Origin of the sequence: Hymenobacter terrestris (genome assembly GCF_013377905.1) — a bacterium.
Lineage (GTDB): Bacteria > Bacteroidota > Bacteroidia > Cytophagales > Hymenobacteraceae > Hymenobacter > Hymenobacter terrestris.
On sequence record NZ_JABKAV010000037.1, the window covers coordinates 1 to 15541 of the forward strand.

Here is a 15541-nt window from a genome sequence, read left to right on the forward strand (position 1 = left end):
CCACACCCAGAGGTGGGTGGGCCCTAAAAAAACGCGGTTATTTTTTTTTTTCAGGGGGGGGGGGGGGCCACGCCCCGCCCCTACATCGTTCTCACGATCAACTGATAATTCATCATCACCGACAACTGGTATCTTTGCTCCATGTCTGACTCACTCCTGCTCACCGACCTCTACATCTACCCGGTAAAGTCGTTGGGAGGCATTCGGCTTACCGAGGCCGTTGTGGAGCCCCGCGGCCTGCGCCACGACCGTCGCTGGCTGATTGTGGACGAGCGCAACAAGTTTATGACCCAGCGGCAGACCGCGGCCATGGCCCACTTGCAGGTAGCCCCGGCTTACAACGGCTTCCTGCTCAGCCACCAGCAGCGCCCCGAACTGCTACCGCTTTACGTGCCCTTCGAGGCCACGCCCGAAAAAACGCTGTTCGTTACTGTTTGGGATGATATGGTGTTTGCCTGGCGCGCCCGGCCCGAGTGCGACGAGTGGCTAAGCGAGGCGCTGGGCCAGCCTTGCAAGCTGGTGTACATGTCGGATATGGTGCGCCGCGACACCGAGCCCGCCCTCAACCCCGAGGGCCAGCTGGTGAGCTTCGCCGACGCCTATCCGTTTCTGCTCATCGGGCAGGCTTCCCTACTCGACCTGAACAACCGCCTGGCCGAGCCGGTAGGTATCGAGCGGTTCCGGCCCAATTTTGTGTTCAGCGGTGGCGCGGCCTTCATCGAAGACAGCTGGAGCCACTTCCGCATCGGGGAGCTTTCTTTCCGGGCGGTGCGGGCCTGCGGGCGGTGTGTACTCACCACCATCGACCCGGCTACGGCCCGGAAAAACGCGCTTGGCGAACCCCTGCGCACCCTGGCCTCCTACCGCACCGAGGATGGTAGCGCCATGTTCGGCCAAAACGTAACCAGCGCGGGCCGGGGCCGGGTTGCAGTGGGCCAGTCGGTTGCCGTACATAGTTATAAGGCCTAACCGGCTCCTCACCGAATCGCCCCCTGCTACCGCGAGAGAAGCCCTCCACACAGGCTTCATACATGCCCCTTACCTAAAGGAGTTATCTACAGGTTATTTCGGCCAGTAGAAAGGCATACTAGCCGCCGCTTACCCATGATTGGTCGAATAACCCGGCGCTTTGATTGGATTGCATTTTGCTAAGCCGTATGAAACATATACTTTTGACGAATCAATACTATCCCGGATAAAAGCTATTTCCGGTGATTCCCTACCTGGATTATGCGCCCTTTTACCCTGCTATCGGGTCTGTTCCGTCTGCTACTGAGTTCGTTGCTGGCAATAGTGCTAAGCCTTACCGGCACGGTAGCCCTTGCCAACGGCTCCGGAGTAGAGCAGTTGCAGCAGCCCTGGAACGCCCTGCTGCGCCTGCACGTCACGCCCGAAGGACGGTTGAACTACGAGGGCCTGCTGGCTGATGAGGACCAGTTGCTGGGCTATCTGCAAAGCCTGCGTAAGGTGCGCCCCCAAGCCGAAAACTGGACTCCCGACCAGCTAAAGGCCTTCTGGCTGAACACCTATAACGCCGCAGCCACCAACCTAATACTCGAAAACTACCCCATAGCCAGCATCAACGACATCCGTATCAAAATCACGGGCGGCTACGAGTCGCCCTGGGAAACGGTGGTAGTGAACGTGGGCGGACAGAACTACTCCCTCAACCAGATTGAGCAGTTGTTGCGCCAGCAATTCCGCGACCCGCGTATTCATTTTGCCCTCAACTACGGCGCGGCTTCGGCAGCGCCGCTGCTGGCCGAGTCCTACACCGGCCCCCAGCTCAACCAGCAGCTCGATCAGCAGGCCCGCCGCTTCATCAACGACCCGGCCTTCAACCAGCTCAACACCCAGCAGGTGCAGTTGTCGGGGCTGTTTCGCTCCTACGCCACCGAGTTCGGGGCCGAGCCGCAGCTGCTCGCCTTCATCAACCGCTACGCGCACGTGCCAGTGCCGGCCACGGCCAGCATCGAGTACCTCTCATTCAGCTGGGCCCTCAACAGTCCCACCGCTCTCGGAAACGGACCGGTTTTAGGCAGCAAGTAGCCCCTTATAAGTCAGCAGCGGCCAACTTGGGCCCGCGCTACCCCGTACCGCCTAGCGGTGCGGGGCTTTTTACGCTCCGTACGTTTTGCGTTTCCGCTTATGAGCTTAGCACTAACCCTGCATTTCCTGCACGATCTGGCGGCCCACAACCACAAGGCCTGGATGGACGAGCACCGGGCCCGCTACCACGCCGCTCGTGCCGAATACGCCGCTTTCGTAGAGGAGCTGTTGCGGCTGGCCTCGGCTGAGCTGGAACCCGGCCTGCAGGGCCTGCGTGCTACCGACCTGATGTTCCGCATCAATAAAAATGATCGTTCGCAGCTCGACCCCGAGCCTTACAAGCGCCACATGGGCGCGGGCTTCAAGCCCGGCGGCCGGCACGCCCCGCGGGCGGGCTACTTTGTGGCCGTGCAGCCCGGCGGTGGCACCTACGTGGGGGCCGGCCGCCGCCTGCCCGACGCCGCCGAGCTGGCCCGCATCCGGCAGGAAATCCACTACAGTGCCCCAGCATTTCACCGCATGCGCCAGCACCCTGAGCTGCTGCGCCACTTCCCGGAGGGCCTCGACACTTCCCAAACGCTCAAAACGGCCCCCAAAGGCTACGACCGGACTGACCCCGATATTGCGTGGCTGCGGCTCAAGAGCCATTTTGTGTGGCAGCACTTCCCCGACTCGGAAGTGCTGCGCCCCGATTTTCCGGCCCGCGTGCTCGAAGCCTGGCAGGCCGCCCGTCCGCTGGTGGCTTTCCTGAATCAAGCAATCGAAGAAAGCTAAGGCCGCAAACGCAAAAAATCCAGCTGCTCGCCGGAGCCTATGCAGGCGCTGGCTAACAGCCGGATTTTTGCGTTGAGATACTGCCTAGAAAAGCCCGAATAAGGTGCTATTGATTTTGTCGATGACCACGCTAAGGTCTTCGGGGTTGTTGACGTAATCGAGGTTGTTGACATCGACGATAAGCAGCTTACCCAAGTTGTAACCGGCAATCCACTCTTCGTAGTGCTCGTTCAGGTGCTTGAGGTAGTCGATTTTGATGTTGTTTTCGTACCCGCGGCCCCGGCGCTCGATCTGCTGCACTAGCTTCGGCAGGTCGGCGCGCAGGTAGAGCAGTAGGTCGGGCGGATCGACCATACTGATCATGGAATTGAACAGGCCCAGGTAGTTCTGGTAGTCACGCTCACTCATCAGGCCCGACTGGCTGAGGTTGGCCGCGAAAATATGGGCATCCTCGTAAATTGTACGGTCCTGGATGATGCCTCTGTTGGTTTCCTGCAGCTTTTTTATCTGCTGGGTCTGGCGGAAGCGACTGTTCAGAAAATATACCTGCAGGTGGAAAGCCCAGCGGGGCATATCGTCGTAAAAGTCCTTTAAATAGGGGTTGTCGTCCACATCTTCCAGAAAGACCTCCCAGTTAAAATGGTGTGCCAGCTTGTTTGACAGGGTGGTTTTACCAGCCCCGATATTACCAACTATTGCAATGTGCATGAGCGAAGTGCGAAAAAACAGAGTCGCAAAAATAGCAGTTCCCTTTTCACGACCAGCACTTAGCCACTTGCATCGCCAATAATTCTATATTTACGTATAATAGTCTTATTGACTACAGCTCCACCCTCTCACGCCATCGTCTTGTTCACGCTTCAGCCCCTGAGCATCCTCACCGACGACAGCGGAAAACGGCTGGCCACTATCGAACACGACCCGGCCCGGCAACTGCTGGCGATACGCTGGTTCGGAAACCTCACGGGTGAGCAGGTGATATACGTGGCCCGCTGCACAATGCAGCTAACTGCTGCCACGCCCTACATCTTGCTACTCAACGACAAAACCCAAGCTACCGGCGACTGGAGTGATGCGCTGGAGTGGCTGGAGTACGAATGGTTGCCTCAGGTATTAAATGGTGGTCTACATGCCATTGCCTACATTTTCACGCCCGATATGCACAACCAGCTGGCCAGCTACCAATTTATAGATCGGCTGAAACCCTACCTGCGCATCGAGGCGTTCGAGGATGCTGCCGCTGCCTTGGAGTGGATGGAGCAGGCTTCCGCCGCCCCAAAAATCAATTTAGTTTAGGCGTTTGCCCGCTTACTGTCGCCCTCCTGGGCAGCGGCAAACTGCGCACTTCTTAACCTGGGTTGCGAAGAACAGCGTAGGAGCGGGACTTGTCCCCGCCCGCCGTTGGTAAGTACTTTGCGAGACCTGCAAACAGTCGGTCAACACCTAGTTCTGGTGGCGGGTGGGGACGAGCCCCGTCCCTACGCTGCTCTTGGCAGCTTGATTCTTTAGTCGCGCATCGAGTCCTTTACGTTGCGGGCCTTTTCCAGCGTCCGGAACTCGCCTTGTAGCGTGCGAATACGCAGGCGCTCTTCGAGCGGCAATTGCGTACGCACCTGCTCATAGCGGGCATTGAGGCGGCTGAGCACCTCGTCGGCCGTCGCCCAATCAACCTGCGACCAGGCTTTTTTCTCAGTTCGCATAGTTTCAACCAACCGCTGATAGAGGTTGGGCAGCTCGGTGGCGCGGGCCCGGCTGATATTCACGTTCTCGTTCAGCAGCCGGGCCTGAGCCTGGGCGGGCGTAGTGGGTTGGCGGTTGGCGGCATTGAGGCTATCCTGGCGGGTGGCCCACTCTTGGTAGCGCCCCTTTTGGGCGGCGTACTCGCGCTGGCTCTCGGCCGAAAGGCTGTCGACGGCCCGGTCGAGCCGACTACTGCGCCGGTCAAACTCGGCCGTAACCTTAGGTATTTCCCGGCGGGTAACCTCTTCGGCCCGGTCGACCTGCTTGCCAACCCAGCTGCCGAACTCGCTGAGCGTGCGTTCGAGGCTACCGGCCGGCGCGGGGGCCGTTTTGGAGGTGCCCGACTGGGCTTGTGCGGCTGGGGAGGCAGCGAGCAGCAGGCTGGCGGCGAATAGCAGGGTAGCGGAGGCAGTATTTTTCAGCATGGCAGAAGGAAAGAAGCAGATAACGGGAGCGACACAAGCTCAGTATGCGGCGGTAGGGCCGTTTGGTCAGGAGAGAGGCAATTTCCGGCCCAAAACCGTCGAAAGCTGCCAAAGGGTTCGGTTTTGCGCCGGATTATCCCGTTTTTTGCCCCTTATGCCAGCCTCCCCCGCCGCTTCCATCCGCATCCGCCTAGCTACCGCCGCCGACATTCCTACCATTCTGGCGCTGGCCGAAGCCACCTGGGAGCCGACCTACCGCTTCATCATCTCGCGCGAGCAAATCGAGTACATGTACCGCGTGATTTACACGGAAGCCTCGCTGCAACGGCAGATCAGCGAACAGGGCCATCAGTTTCTGCTGGCTTACGCCGATTGCGAAACGGCCAGCGGCTACGCGTCGTTCTCGGCTCAGCCCGAGGCGGGTATTTTCAAGCTGCAGAAGATTTACGTGCTGCCTTCGCACCAAGGCCTAGGCTTGGGCCAGCAGCTTATTGGGGCCGTAGAAACGGCCGTACGCGTCGCCGGCGGCCATACGCTCGACCTGAATGTGAACCGCCACAACCCCGCGCTGGCTTTCTACGAGCACCTGGGGTTTCAGCGCCACCACGAAGAGGACATTGCCATCGGCCCCTACTGGATGAACGACTACGTTATGCGCAAGGAGCTTAGGGCTTAGAACAACAGCATACCGCGGGCGTATGGCCGGGTTTCGGCGCCAGCCGCATAGTTCTGCTTACTTTGCTTACCAACTCATTCACCGACTCACACTTTCACTGACTTACCCAACATGGCCACCAAACTTACTGTCCTCAGCAATGGCTCACTCCGCGTAGACGGAACCGATTTCGAACTCGTAGATGCCCAAGGCAACTCGTACGGCCTCGCCGGCCGGGAGCGAATCAGCATCTGCCGTTGCGGCCTTTCGGCCAACAAGCCGTTCTGCGACGGCTCGCACAAAAACCACTTCGAGCACAACGCTGTGGCCTTCGACCTGCCGGCCCCCGGCACTGCCCCGGCCAAGCCCACCCCGCCGCCCGCCGCTCCCGATGCCGGCGGCCAGCCGTTGGGCTAGCCTCTCATGTCCTTGTTGTTTACGGAGGCTTCAGGCCCCAATCAAAAGTGCCCGCTATGTTTGTAGCGGGCACTTTTACTTGGGGCCTGATACCTCTGTCTGAGACAGGGCTTGTGGCTTAGAATAAAGAATTCACGAAATCGACGTATTCCTGGCGGGCATCGTCCTGGGTTTTGCCCTTCTGGCCGGCCCAAGCGTCGTACTTGGCAATGGCTTTGAAATCAAATCCGCCGGGCCGGTCGCCCGAAACGTCGCCCTCGCTGCCCTGCTTGTAGAGGGAATACATTTTGAGCAAGGTCGTGTTGTCGGGCTTGGCGGGCAACTCTTTGCTGCGGGCGGCGGCGGCTTCAAATTCTTCGGGAGTGGCCATAGTTGAATGGGGTAGAGGTGGAGAATGGGATGAATGAGGCTGATGGGGCTATACGCCGCCATGGCTGCAGAAAAACCAGCGGCTATCGGCCAAAAGCTGTCAGCTGAGATTCCAGCCGATTTCAAGGTACGGATTGCCCCGGAAATAGTCGGCTTGCAGCGTTTATTTTCAGCTTATCTTCCGCCACTGCAATCCTTTTTTTGGCCCCTTTTCCTGCCTTTATGCTGAAACCGCTTCTCACCAGTCTGCTCTTTGGCACCGCATTGCTGGCCTCGGCCCCGGCCGCTCTGGCCCAGAAAACCTACCTGCACTGCGGCCGCCTGCTCGACATGCGCTCCGATCGTGCCCAAACCGCCATGACCGTGGTGGTAGAGAATGGCCGGGTGCTGGCCGTAGAAAAGGGCTACTCCTCCCCCACCGGCCCCCAGGACCAGGTTATAGACCTGAAAAACCGTACTGTGCTGCCCGGCCTCATCGATTGCCACGTGCACTTGGAAAGCGAAACCAGCAAGGACAACTTTCTGCGCGAATTCATCGACAACCCTGCTGATGCGGCATTTAGCTCGCTGCCGCACGCCCGCAAAACCTTGCTGGCCGGCTTTACCACCGTGCGCGACCTGGGTGGCTCGGGTGTGAACGTGGCCCTGCGCAACGCCATCAACCAGGGCAAGGTAGTGGGGCCGCGCATCTTCACGGCCCGCAAGGCTATTTCGGGCACCGGCGGCCACATGGACCCTACCAACGGCTACCGCCTTGACCTGATGGGCGTACCCGGCCCGCTGGATGGCGTGATTAATAGCCCCGATGAGGCCCGGCAGGCCGTGCGCGAGCAGTATAAGCGTGGGGCCGACCTCATCAAAATTGCCAGCACCGGCGGCGTGCTCAGCGTAGCCAAAGATGGCTCGGCGGCCCAGATGACGGAGGCCGAAATTCGGGCCGTGGTGGAAACGGCGCGCGACCTGGGCCTGGCCGTGGCCTGCCACGCCCACGGGGCCGAAGGGATGAAGCGCGCCATCCGGGCCGGCGTAACGAGCATCGAGCACGGCACGCTGATGGATGACGAAACGATGAAGCTGATGGTAAAAAACGGCACCTGGTACGTGCCCACCATCACGGCCGGCAAGTCGGTGGCCGACTCGGCTAAAATCCCGAATTACTACCCGCCGCTGGTAACGCCCAAGGCCCTAGCCATCGGGCCGAAGCTGCAGGGCACTTTCGGGCGGGCCTACAAAGCGGGCGTTAAAATTGCGTTTGGCACCGATGCGGCCGTATTCCGGCACGGGGCCAACGGGCTGGAGTTCCGCTACATGGTGGAGGCGGGTATGCCACCGCTGGCCGCGTTGCGCTCCGCCACTGTGTCAGCGGCCGAGCTGCTGGGCCAGTCGGAAAACCTGGGTACGCTCGAAGCCGGCAAGCTCGCTGATGTGGTGGCCGTAGAGGGCGACCCATTGCAGGATATTGGAGCCATGCAGCGGGTCCGCTTCGTGATGAAGCAGGGCGTAGTATACCAGCCGTAGCAGTGCTAGCCTGCGCGGCAGGATCCAATCGAAAAAATCAGCAGCAAAAACTGGCCTGACGAGCAGGAAAGCAAGTTTGCGAAAAATAATTTCCGGATCAGGAACTTTTCTACATAAACCGGGCACGATTGTGGATTTGCGCTTTACAGCTGCCGATGACCGGCACTACCATGCTGGCTAGCAGGTTCATCTTTATCACTCTTTACCGCTCGCTTATTATGAACCGCTACGCTATAGCCGGAGCCGCTGCTTTGTTGCTGACTGCTATTATCACCAAGGCCCAGGACGTTCCGCGCGAACCCAACGCCCAGTACCCCAGCCGCCCTCGCGGCGACGCCCGGTTTGAGGCCCAACCTAATGCTCGCTCAGGTGACCGTTCAGGCTCCGACCCTGCTCCACTATACCGCTCCAGCATCGCGCTCGAATTGGGATGGAATGCGCCGTATGGCTTCGGCATTACCTATGGCTACAATGTGTCGCCCGCCTTCGATGTAAATGCGGGAGTCGGTATCGGCGTGGGAGGCAAAATCGGGGTAGGAGCCCGCTACTATTTTCGGCCCAACCGCCCCTTTACGCCCTACTTGGGCGTGAACCTAGTACGCACCGGCCGTCTCAACAACGTGGAAGTAGAATTGGATAGCGAGCAGGTTACTTACTCCATGAGACCGAGCGCCACGGCGCATCTGCGGGGTGGTATCCGCTGGCAGCCGGGGCGAGTCGGGCTGCTCGCTACTATCGGCTATGCCAGCCGCCTCGGCGGCGACCCCGTAACCTACGCTCCCGGCTCCTACCCCTCCCCCAGCATGCACGACTTAGTGCAGACTATCAGCCCCGGTGGCGGCGAGTTTTCAGTAGGCATAGTGATTGGGCTGGGCCGCTAAAAGCTAACCCGCTACAAGCTAAAAACCCGACGACCTACTCGGCCGCCGGGTTTTTAGCTTGTAGCATTTACTACTTTTCAGGTCTTTTTTGGCGGCATCAGCATCAGCTTCAGGTTCAGGCGCACTACGTCGCCCATGCCACGGCAGCGGCTGAACTGCCCGGTACCGTGGTGGCGATTGAGTTCCTGTTTGAGCTGGCTGACTTTCTCGGGGGTCGAAATGGTGTCGTGGCGCAGGCAGTCGATGAGGTCTTTGAGACGGTGGCGCTCCGAGCGCGCCCGGCGGGCCATCAGGGTGCGCTCTTCGGCTTGGTATTGCCGGATGTTTTCGGGCTTGAGCAGCCGGCTGCACAGCTGCACAATGGCCCGGTTGTCCTTGAAAAACTGCGGCAGGTACATATTCTTCTTGCCCTCGTAGCACTGCTGGTCGAAGTCGATGGCCCGGACCCGGTACTGCTCATCCTCGAAGTCTAGCGTTACGTCGACGATATAATTGTAGGCCCGCATGTCGCCCAGCAGCCGTGCAAAGCACCGCTCGTTGAACTTGACGAACTCCTTGGCCATGCGCACCTCATTGAGATGCGGCCGGGAGAGATGGCGGCGGATGAAGTCGTCGCCGGGAATACCGGCAATATGCTCCTCAATAAGCGTGTTACCGTTGAGCAGATAGGTGATACTGTTGGGCGAAAGAATGTGCTCTAACTCCAAACCGTACACTCGGGAGGCATCGGCCTTTTTCACGTAGAAATAATCGTGGTTGTCGTTGAGCTGATTGACGATGCGCACCCGGAAGGGCTGGCTGTTGCCGAAGCGACAATAGTCGATGCGGTCGGCCAGCAGGTGCCGGGTGAACGAAAGGTCGCCGGCGGTTTTGAGCAGGGCGTATACTTCCGTCAGGCCCTGGCTGAGCTCGCGCAGGGCGTTGGGTTCGTAGTACACCGTTTCCCAAAGCGTATCGTTGCCCTGGCGGTCGAGCAGCGGGTAGGCGCCCGTAAAGCGGGCCAGGTCGGCGTAGGTTACGGGCAGCGTGGTGGCGCGGTCGTACTCGACGAGGTACTGCTGCAGCCGTTCACCCACTGGGTAAGTAATCTTCTTTTTGGAAATAAGGGTCATAGACAGCTGGTCGGGCAGAAGCGGAAAATATGGCGGCATGCGGGCGGGCCGAAGCAGCATGGCTGCCGTCACCGCAGGCAATAGTACGCCGGGCGGGACCGAACGGGTTGAAAATACAGTTTCTGCCCTCAACTAGCGGCCGAATTGTATCTTCGTTGTCGTCAAGCCTTTGGTCGGAATCTGCTATGAAAAAACTCCTACTTACCCTGCTTATCGTGCTGCTGTGCCCGAACCTGTTGCCGGCCTGGGGTACGTTTGCGCACCGCACTGTTACGCAGCTGGCCGTGTACGCGCTGCCTTCGGCCATGCGCGGCTATTATTTCCGCAACATGCCCGCGCTGGTAAACGGTAGTGGCAGCGGCAACCAGGCCTCCGAGCGGGACTTGGCCGAATCGCCCCGGCACTTTATTTCGATGGACCACTATGGCTCCGACCCCTTCGGTACGGTGCCCAAGGAGTGGGAAAAGGCCGTAGCCAAGTACACGGCCGACACACTACGCAAGTATGGTACGCTGCCCTGGGCCATCATGGACACCAAGAGCAAGCTCACCGCGGCCTTCCGCAACGCCGATACCACGGCTATTCTCACACTTTCTTCGGAGTTGAGCCATTTGGTCGCCGATGCCTACGTACCGCTGCGCACCACCGAAAACTACGATGGCCAGCTCAGCAAGCAGGAGGGCATGCTGGCGCTGTGGGAAAGCAAGCTGCCCGAGCGCCACATTGGCAAGTACAAGCTCAAAAACGAATCGGCCCGCCCCCTGAAAGATCCGCTGGGCGACGTCTGGCAGGTGCTGCAGGAGTCGTACGGCTTTCTGGGGGCCACCTTCGATCTGGAGGGCGATATTACCCGCAAGTACACACCCCAGACCAAGTACGTTTTCAGCCACAAGTATGGCGAAACCCGCCGGGCATACTCGGATGCCTTTGCCGACTCGTACCATGATAAAGTGGGGGGTATGATTGCCTTCCGCCTGAAGCTGGCTCCCACACTGGTGGCCTCCATGTGGCTGACGGCCTGGAAGGATGCCGGCTCGCCCGACCTGGGCAAGCTGCTGAAGCAGCCCGTTTCGAAAGACGAGCAGGACCAGCTCGACAGCCAACTCAGTGCCTGGAAGGAAAACTTGCTTGTAGATGAGAAAGGCCTGCTGGCTCTCGAACCCATGAAGGCAGCCGTCCGTCCCGACCTCATCAATGCCGCCCGCGCCATGCCCACGCTTTCGGCAGACATGGAAGCCAAGCCCGCCACGCCGGCTGCAACAGCGGCGCCGGCCACTGCGCCGGGCACCACGCCGGCCGCACCGACTACCAAGGTCAAAACCAAAGTAAAGCCCGCCGATGGACCGGCCGTGAAGGAAAAGACCAAACCAGCCGCTAAGCCCAAGGCGAAGACAAAAGCGAAGTCCAACGACGACTGGAGCTCACCTGCCGGCTCGGGCTGGTAACTTGCCAGCCCAAGCCGGGCATTATCTTTAGGGGTGGCTACGCTGTTGGGCGGGCCACCCTTTTTTTGTGCCCCACAGCCGGTTATTGTTCGTATCATTGCCATGATTCGCTTCCACTCCTTTCTGCTTCCGCTGCTGGCGGCGCCGCTGCTACTGGCCGCCTGCAACCAAGGCACCCCCGAAACCGCCGACGTCACCAAGCCCGCGCCGCCGCCCGAAGTACCCGGCCCCGACCTGATGGCGCTGGCCGACTCCAACGCCGCCCAACTGCTGCTGGCCTACGGACGAGAGTACCCCGGCCAGGAAGTGCTGCTCCAGACCCGCCTGGGCGATATGCGCATCCGCCTTTACGATGACACGCCTATTCATACGGCCAACTTTTTGCTGCTCAGTCGCAAAGGGGTGTTCAATGAATCGGTTTTCAACCGGGTGGTGCAGGGCTTTGCCATTCAGGGGGGCGGCTCGGAGCGGCGTACTATTGCCATGCGCAGCTACCGGCTGCCGCCCGAAATCAGGCCGCAACACTTCCATAAGCGCGGGGCCCTGGCGATGGCCCGCTACGATGGCGAGATGAACCCTGGTAAACTTTCCTCCAACAACGATTTTTATATCGTGCAGGGCGAGAAGATGTCGGCGGCCCAGGCGCAGGCCAGCGCCGTCCGCCCGCTCACGCCCGAGCAGGCCAAAACCTACGAAACCCTCGGCGGCACTCCCGGCCTCGATGGCCAGTACACCGTGTTCGGCGAGGTAGTGGAGGGCCTCGACGTCATCGACAAAATTGCCAACGAGCCCGTGGGCATGGACAAATGGCCGGTAACGGATGTGGGCATCAAGGTGAAGGTGCTGAAGTAAGAAACCCTTTTCACTGCCCACGCCGAATCTGTACCAGGCGGGTGTGCTGCACGTCGCCGGGCTGCTCCTGCATCAACTCCAAGGCTTCGGCGCGGGTGTAAGTCAGGGCTTTATCGGTGAAGAAGCCGGCGGCGCTGACGTCAGCGGCCGGGTCGGAGGACTCCTGGCGGGCGGGCAGCAAATCGACCGTTGTGGGCGTTGTGCGGCTTACGCGGTAGAAAAAATACCGCTCCCCGGTCCCGCCGCCAGGCTGATAGGCCACCACGTAGACATCGTTGAGTTGCGGGCGCTGAATGCGGCGCGCCAGGGTGGTATCAGGCGGGGCGGCCAGCAGGCCTACCGACGCGGCCGTAGCCGGCGCAGCAGCCGGGGTTGTGGCCGGGGCAGCAGCGTCATCGGGAGGGGTGGTAGGCTGCGACTGGCAGGCGGCCGAACCCAGCAGCAGGGCCAGCCCGGTTATACGAAGTAGTGCAAGCATAGCCCATGCTACGAAAAAGCGCGCCGGAAAAGTGTACCGGTTTCGATTACCAGCCGCAGTATTACGCGCTACAGCCCCGCTCTGCCACCCAAATCATCCTCTGACTCCACAAAAAAGCGGCCCGCACAAATGTGCAGGCCGCTTTTAGCATAGGCAAAAGTTCAGCATTTCTAGGCTGCTCTCCTTGCCTCTATTTCCCTTCTGATCTGCGCAAGGGTCTGTTTTTGGGCTTGTGAACTTCTGTAAATCATGGCTATCAGAAATAACGGAATGGCCAGGTAGAGAAACCCGAATCCGTTTTTCACCAAGCCATATACCATCACACCCACCAAAAACCCAATTGTTCCGGCAGAAAGCAGCTGGTTTTTTCTGTTGCTTTTCTCCGCTGCCAGCAACTCTTCCAGCGGCAGTGCGGCGTAATTCGTGTCGTTCGGCATGGTCTACCTGTTCAGCTTGAAAGTATAGCAGCAACTGCCTGCAAAATGCTACCGGCTTCGGAAACCTACCAGATTTTGGCGCGGTCGGCTTGCGCCCGCATCATTTTGGCGTTTTCCTTGCAGCCAAAGGCCTCGTAGAACTCGGGCATGTTCATGAGCGGCCCCACAGTGCGGTATTGAGCCGGCGAGTGCGGGTCGGTCATCACCTGCTGGCGCAGGTACTCGGGGCGGGCGTTGGTGCGCCACACCTGAGCCCAAGCCAGGAAGAAACGCTGCTCGGGCGTGAAGCCGTCGTACTTCGGCACGTTTTTGCCGGCGTTGGCTTTCTGTAAGGCCGAGTAGGCCAGGGCCAGTCCACCGAAGTCGGCCAGGTTTTCGCCCATTGTCAGCTTGCCGTTCACGAACACCGAATCAAGCGGTGAGAAGGCCGAATACTGCTTGTCCACCATGTCGGCGCGCTGCTGAAACTTGTCGGCGTCCTCCTTGGTCCACCAGTCGCGCAGGTTGCCCGCGGCGTCGTACTGGCGGCCCTGGTCGTCGAAGCCGTGCGTGATTTCGTGGCCGATTACCGCGCCCATGCCGCCGTAGTTCACGGCATCATCGGCGTTGGGGTCGAAGAACGGGGGCTGCATGATGCCGGCCGGGAACACGATTTCGTTCATGCTCGGGTTGAAGTAGGCATTCACCGTGGGCGGCGTCATGCCCCACTCCTGGCGGTCAATCGGCTTGCCGAACTTGCTGGTGTTGTCGGCGTAGCTCCACTGGCGGGCGGCCAGCACATTCTGCAGGTACGAATCGCGCGAGATGTTGAGGGCCGAGTAGTCCTTCCACTTGTCGGGGTAGCCGATTTTTACGGTGAAGGCGGCCAGCTTCTTCTGGGCTTCAGCCTTCGTAGCCGGGCTCATCCAGTCGAGCTTATTGATATGCTCGCCCATAGCCGCCCGGATGTTGTTTACCATCACCAGCGCCTTCTGCTTGGTTTCGGGCGTGAAAGCCTTCTCCACGTACACCTGCCCAAAAGCCTCGCCTAACGCACCGTCGGTCGAGCGCAACATGCGCTTCCAGCGGGGCTGCTGCTGCTTGGCCCCGCTCAGTACCTGCGAGAAGCGGAACTGCTCGTCGCCGTAGGCCTTGGGCAGCGCCGACGAGAGCGACGACACCAGATGCCAGCGCATGTAGGTTTTGAGGTCGGTAACCGGCGTCTGCTTCATCAGGTTGCTCACTTCCTGCATAAACTCGGGCTGGCCCACAATTACCTGCTGGGCGGCGCCTAGGTTAAGCGTCTTGAGCGTAGCGGGCAACGCCAGATTCGGGAAGCGCTTGTTGGCCTCGGCCACGCTCATTTTGTTGTAGTTGGCGTTGGGGTCGCGCAAAGCCACGCGGGTTTTCGAGGCCTTGGCCAGCTTGGTTTCGAGCGCCATTACGGCCACAGCGTTTTTGGCGGCTGTGGTCGGATTGTCGCCCAGCAGCTTAAAAGTGTTGGTCAGGTAGGTGGTGTAGGCTGCCCGGATACCCTTGGAGCGGGCGTCGTCCTTGAGGTAATAGTCGCGGTCGGGCAGGCTTAGGCCACCCTGGTACAGGTTCACGGCGTACTCGTCGCTCTTCTTGTCATCCTGACCCACGTAGCCCCCGAAGAAGGCACCGGTCTGCAGGCGCATTTGCTGGGGCAGCACGGTCTGCACGTCTTTCAGCGTCTTGATTTTGCTGATGCGGTCCAGCTCGGGCTGCAGATACTTCAGACCGGCGGCATCGATGGCGGCCGAGTCCATGGCCGAGGCATAGAAGTCGCCTACTTTCTGGGCGTTGGAGCCCTTGGCGGCCGAAGTATTGGCGGCCGACTCGTCCAGAATCTGCCGCATCACGGCGTTGTTCTTATCGGCCAGCTCGTTGAAAGAACCCCAGCGTACTTCGGCGGCCGGAATGGGGTTATTCTTCAACCAGCTGCCCGATGCGTACTCGAAGAAGTCGTCGCAGGGGTCGGCCGAGGTGTTGATGTTGGCCACGTTCAGGCCGGTGCCTTTGGGGGCAGGAACGGCCATCGGGGGCGTTTCGGCAGTAGGTGCGGCGGTAGTGGTGGAAGCCACCGGCTGGGTGCTGGCACAGCCGCCCAAGGCCAGACCAGCGGCGGCCAGAGCCGCCAGAGACAAAGGATTATTTTTTCGCATAAAACAGGAAGAAAGGAAGTATTGTCAGGAGTAAATCTACTAAAAAGCTGTGATTTGGTGTTTGGAAGGGGAAGCTGAGTAAGGTGAGATGAGAGAGGCTCTAAAAAGAACGTCATTCTGAGCGAAGCCGAAGAATCTCTTCCGCTTCGTTGCAATGGCAGTCCAACGAAGCGGAAGAGATTCTTCGGCTTCGCTCAGAATGACGTTCCCGTCCTCCCTTCCTC

General features: G+C 59.8%; 17 protein-coding genes. 10 read left to right on the forward strand and 7 right to left on the reverse strand.

The genetic code is table 11. The annotated features are described in order from the left end of the window. Positions 1–141 precede the first annotated feature (141 nt). From HW556_RS12255 to HW556_RS12265, 3 genes are all read left to right on the forward strand, one after another. Positions 142–969 carry an MOSC domain-containing protein gene (locus HW556_RS12255; protein WP_176900338.1) on the forward strand — a complete coding sequence of 276 codons (828 nt, stop codon included), beginning with the start codon at positions 142–144 and terminating at the stop codon, positions 967–969. A gap of 261 nt (positions 970–1230) precedes the next feature. Further along, positions 1231–2049 carry a DUF547 domain-containing protein gene (locus HW556_RS12260; RefSeq protein WP_176900339.1) on the forward strand — a complete coding sequence of 273 codons (819 nt, stop codon included), beginning with the start codon at positions 1231–1233 and terminating at the stop codon, positions 2047–2049. A gap of 99 nt (positions 2050–2148) precedes the next feature. Then, entirely contained in the window at positions 2149–2823 is a 675-nt protein-coding gene (locus HW556_RS12265; RefSeq protein WP_176900340.1) for a DUF2461 domain-containing protein, read from the forward strand. A gap of 84 nt (positions 2824–2907) precedes the next feature. Here HW556_RS12265 and HW556_RS12270 read toward each other — a convergent pair whose 3' ends face one another. Further along, positions 2908–3531 (reverse strand): deoxynucleoside kinase, encoded by a 624-nt coding sequence (locus tag HW556_RS12270; RefSeq protein WP_176900341.1) that lies wholly within the window; start codon positions 3529–3531, stop codon positions 2908–2910. Positions 3532–3672: 141 nt separating this feature from the next. Here HW556_RS12270 and HW556_RS12275 point away from each other — a divergent pair, with 141 nt between their 5' ends. Next, on the forward strand, positions 3673–4119 hold the full coding sequence (locus HW556_RS12275; RefSeq protein WP_176900342.1) for a hypothetical protein: 447 nt from the start codon (positions 3673–3675) through the stop codon (positions 4117–4119). A 209-nt stretch (positions 4120–4328) separates the two neighbouring features. Here HW556_RS12275 and HW556_RS12280 read toward each other — a convergent pair whose 3' ends face one another. Then, entirely contained in the window at positions 4329–4988 is a 660-nt protein-coding gene (locus HW556_RS12280) for a hypothetical protein (protein ID WP_176900343.1), read from the reverse strand. 154 nt (positions 4989–5142) lie between these two features. Here HW556_RS12280 and HW556_RS12285 point away from each other — a divergent pair, with 154 nt between their 5' ends. Both HW556_RS12285 and HW556_RS12290 read left to right on the forward strand, forming a co-directional pair. Beyond that, entirely contained in the window at positions 5143–5664 is a 522-nt protein-coding gene (locus tag HW556_RS12285) for a GNAT family N-acetyltransferase (RefSeq protein ID WP_176900344.1), read from the forward strand. Positions 5665–5775: 111 nt separating this feature from the next. Next, positions 5776–6060, forward strand: coding sequence for a CDGSH iron-sulfur domain-containing protein (locus HW556_RS12290; protein WP_262889880.1), 285 nt, complete (start codon positions 5776–5778; stop codon positions 6058–6060). A gap of 118 nt (positions 6061–6178) precedes the next feature. On the opposite strand, the gene HW556_RS12295 is transcribed toward HW556_RS12290, so the two are convergent. After that, complete coding sequence (locus tag HW556_RS12295; RefSeq protein WP_176900345.1) at positions 6179–6430, reverse strand: acyl-CoA-binding protein; 252 nt, start codon at positions 6428–6430, stop codon at positions 6179–6181. Between the two features lie 221 nt (positions 6431–6651). Between HW556_RS12295 and HW556_RS12300 the strand changes: the two genes are divergently transcribed. Both HW556_RS12300 and HW556_RS12305 read left to right on the forward strand, forming a co-directional pair. Then, complete coding sequence (locus HW556_RS12300) at positions 6652–7947, forward strand: amidohydrolase family protein (protein WP_176900346.1); 1296 nt, start codon at positions 6652–6654, stop codon at positions 7945–7947. Positions 7948–8165: 218 nt separating this feature from the next. Further along, positions 8166–8828, forward strand: a complete 663-nt coding sequence (locus HW556_RS12305) for a hypothetical protein (protein WP_176900347.1) — start codon at positions 8166–8168, stop codon at positions 8826–8828. 77 nt (positions 8829–8905) lie between these two features. Here the strand turns inward: HW556_RS12305 and HW556_RS12310 are convergent, their stop codons facing one another. Beyond that, the gene (locus HW556_RS12310) at positions 8906–9940 is read right to left on the reverse strand and encodes a hypothetical protein (RefSeq protein WP_176900348.1); all 1035 of its coding nucleotides are present in this window, start codon (positions 9938–9940) and stop codon (positions 8906–8908) included. Positions 9941–10125: 185 nt separating this feature from the next. Here HW556_RS12310 and HW556_RS12315 point away from each other — a divergent pair, with 185 nt between their 5' ends. Together HW556_RS12315 and HW556_RS12320 are read left to right on the forward strand one after the other, a co-directional pair. Then, entirely contained in the window at positions 10126–11385 is a 1260-nt protein-coding gene (locus tag HW556_RS12315) for a phospholipase C/P1 nuclease family protein (protein WP_176900349.1), read from the forward strand. Positions 11386–11487: 102 nt separating this feature from the next. After that, a complete protein-coding gene (locus HW556_RS12320) occupies positions 11488–12237 on the forward strand; it encodes a peptidylprolyl isomerase (protein WP_176900350.1) in 750 nt (249 codons plus the stop codon). Between the two features lie 10 nt (positions 12238–12247). Here HW556_RS12320 and HW556_RS12325 read toward each other — a convergent pair whose 3' ends face one another. The 3 genes from HW556_RS12325 to HW556_RS12335 all read right to left on the reverse strand — a co-directional run bounded on the left by HW556_RS12325 (position 12248) and on the right by HW556_RS12335 (position 15317). Continuing rightward, the gene (locus HW556_RS12325) at positions 12248–12715 is read right to left on the reverse strand and encodes a hypothetical protein (RefSeq protein WP_176900351.1); all 468 of its coding nucleotides are present in this window, start codon (positions 12713–12715) and stop codon (positions 12248–12250) included. Positions 12716–12885: 170 nt separating this feature from the next. After that, positions 12886–13152, reverse strand: coding sequence for a hypothetical protein (locus HW556_RS12330; RefSeq protein ID WP_176900352.1), 267 nt, complete (start codon positions 13150–13152; stop codon positions 12886–12888). Positions 13153–13217: 65 nt separating this feature from the next. Then, complete coding sequence (locus tag HW556_RS12335; protein WP_176900353.1) at positions 13218–15317, reverse strand: M13 family metallopeptidase; 2100 nt, start codon at positions 15315–15317, stop codon at positions 13218–13220. Positions 15318–15541 lie beyond the last annotated feature (224 nt).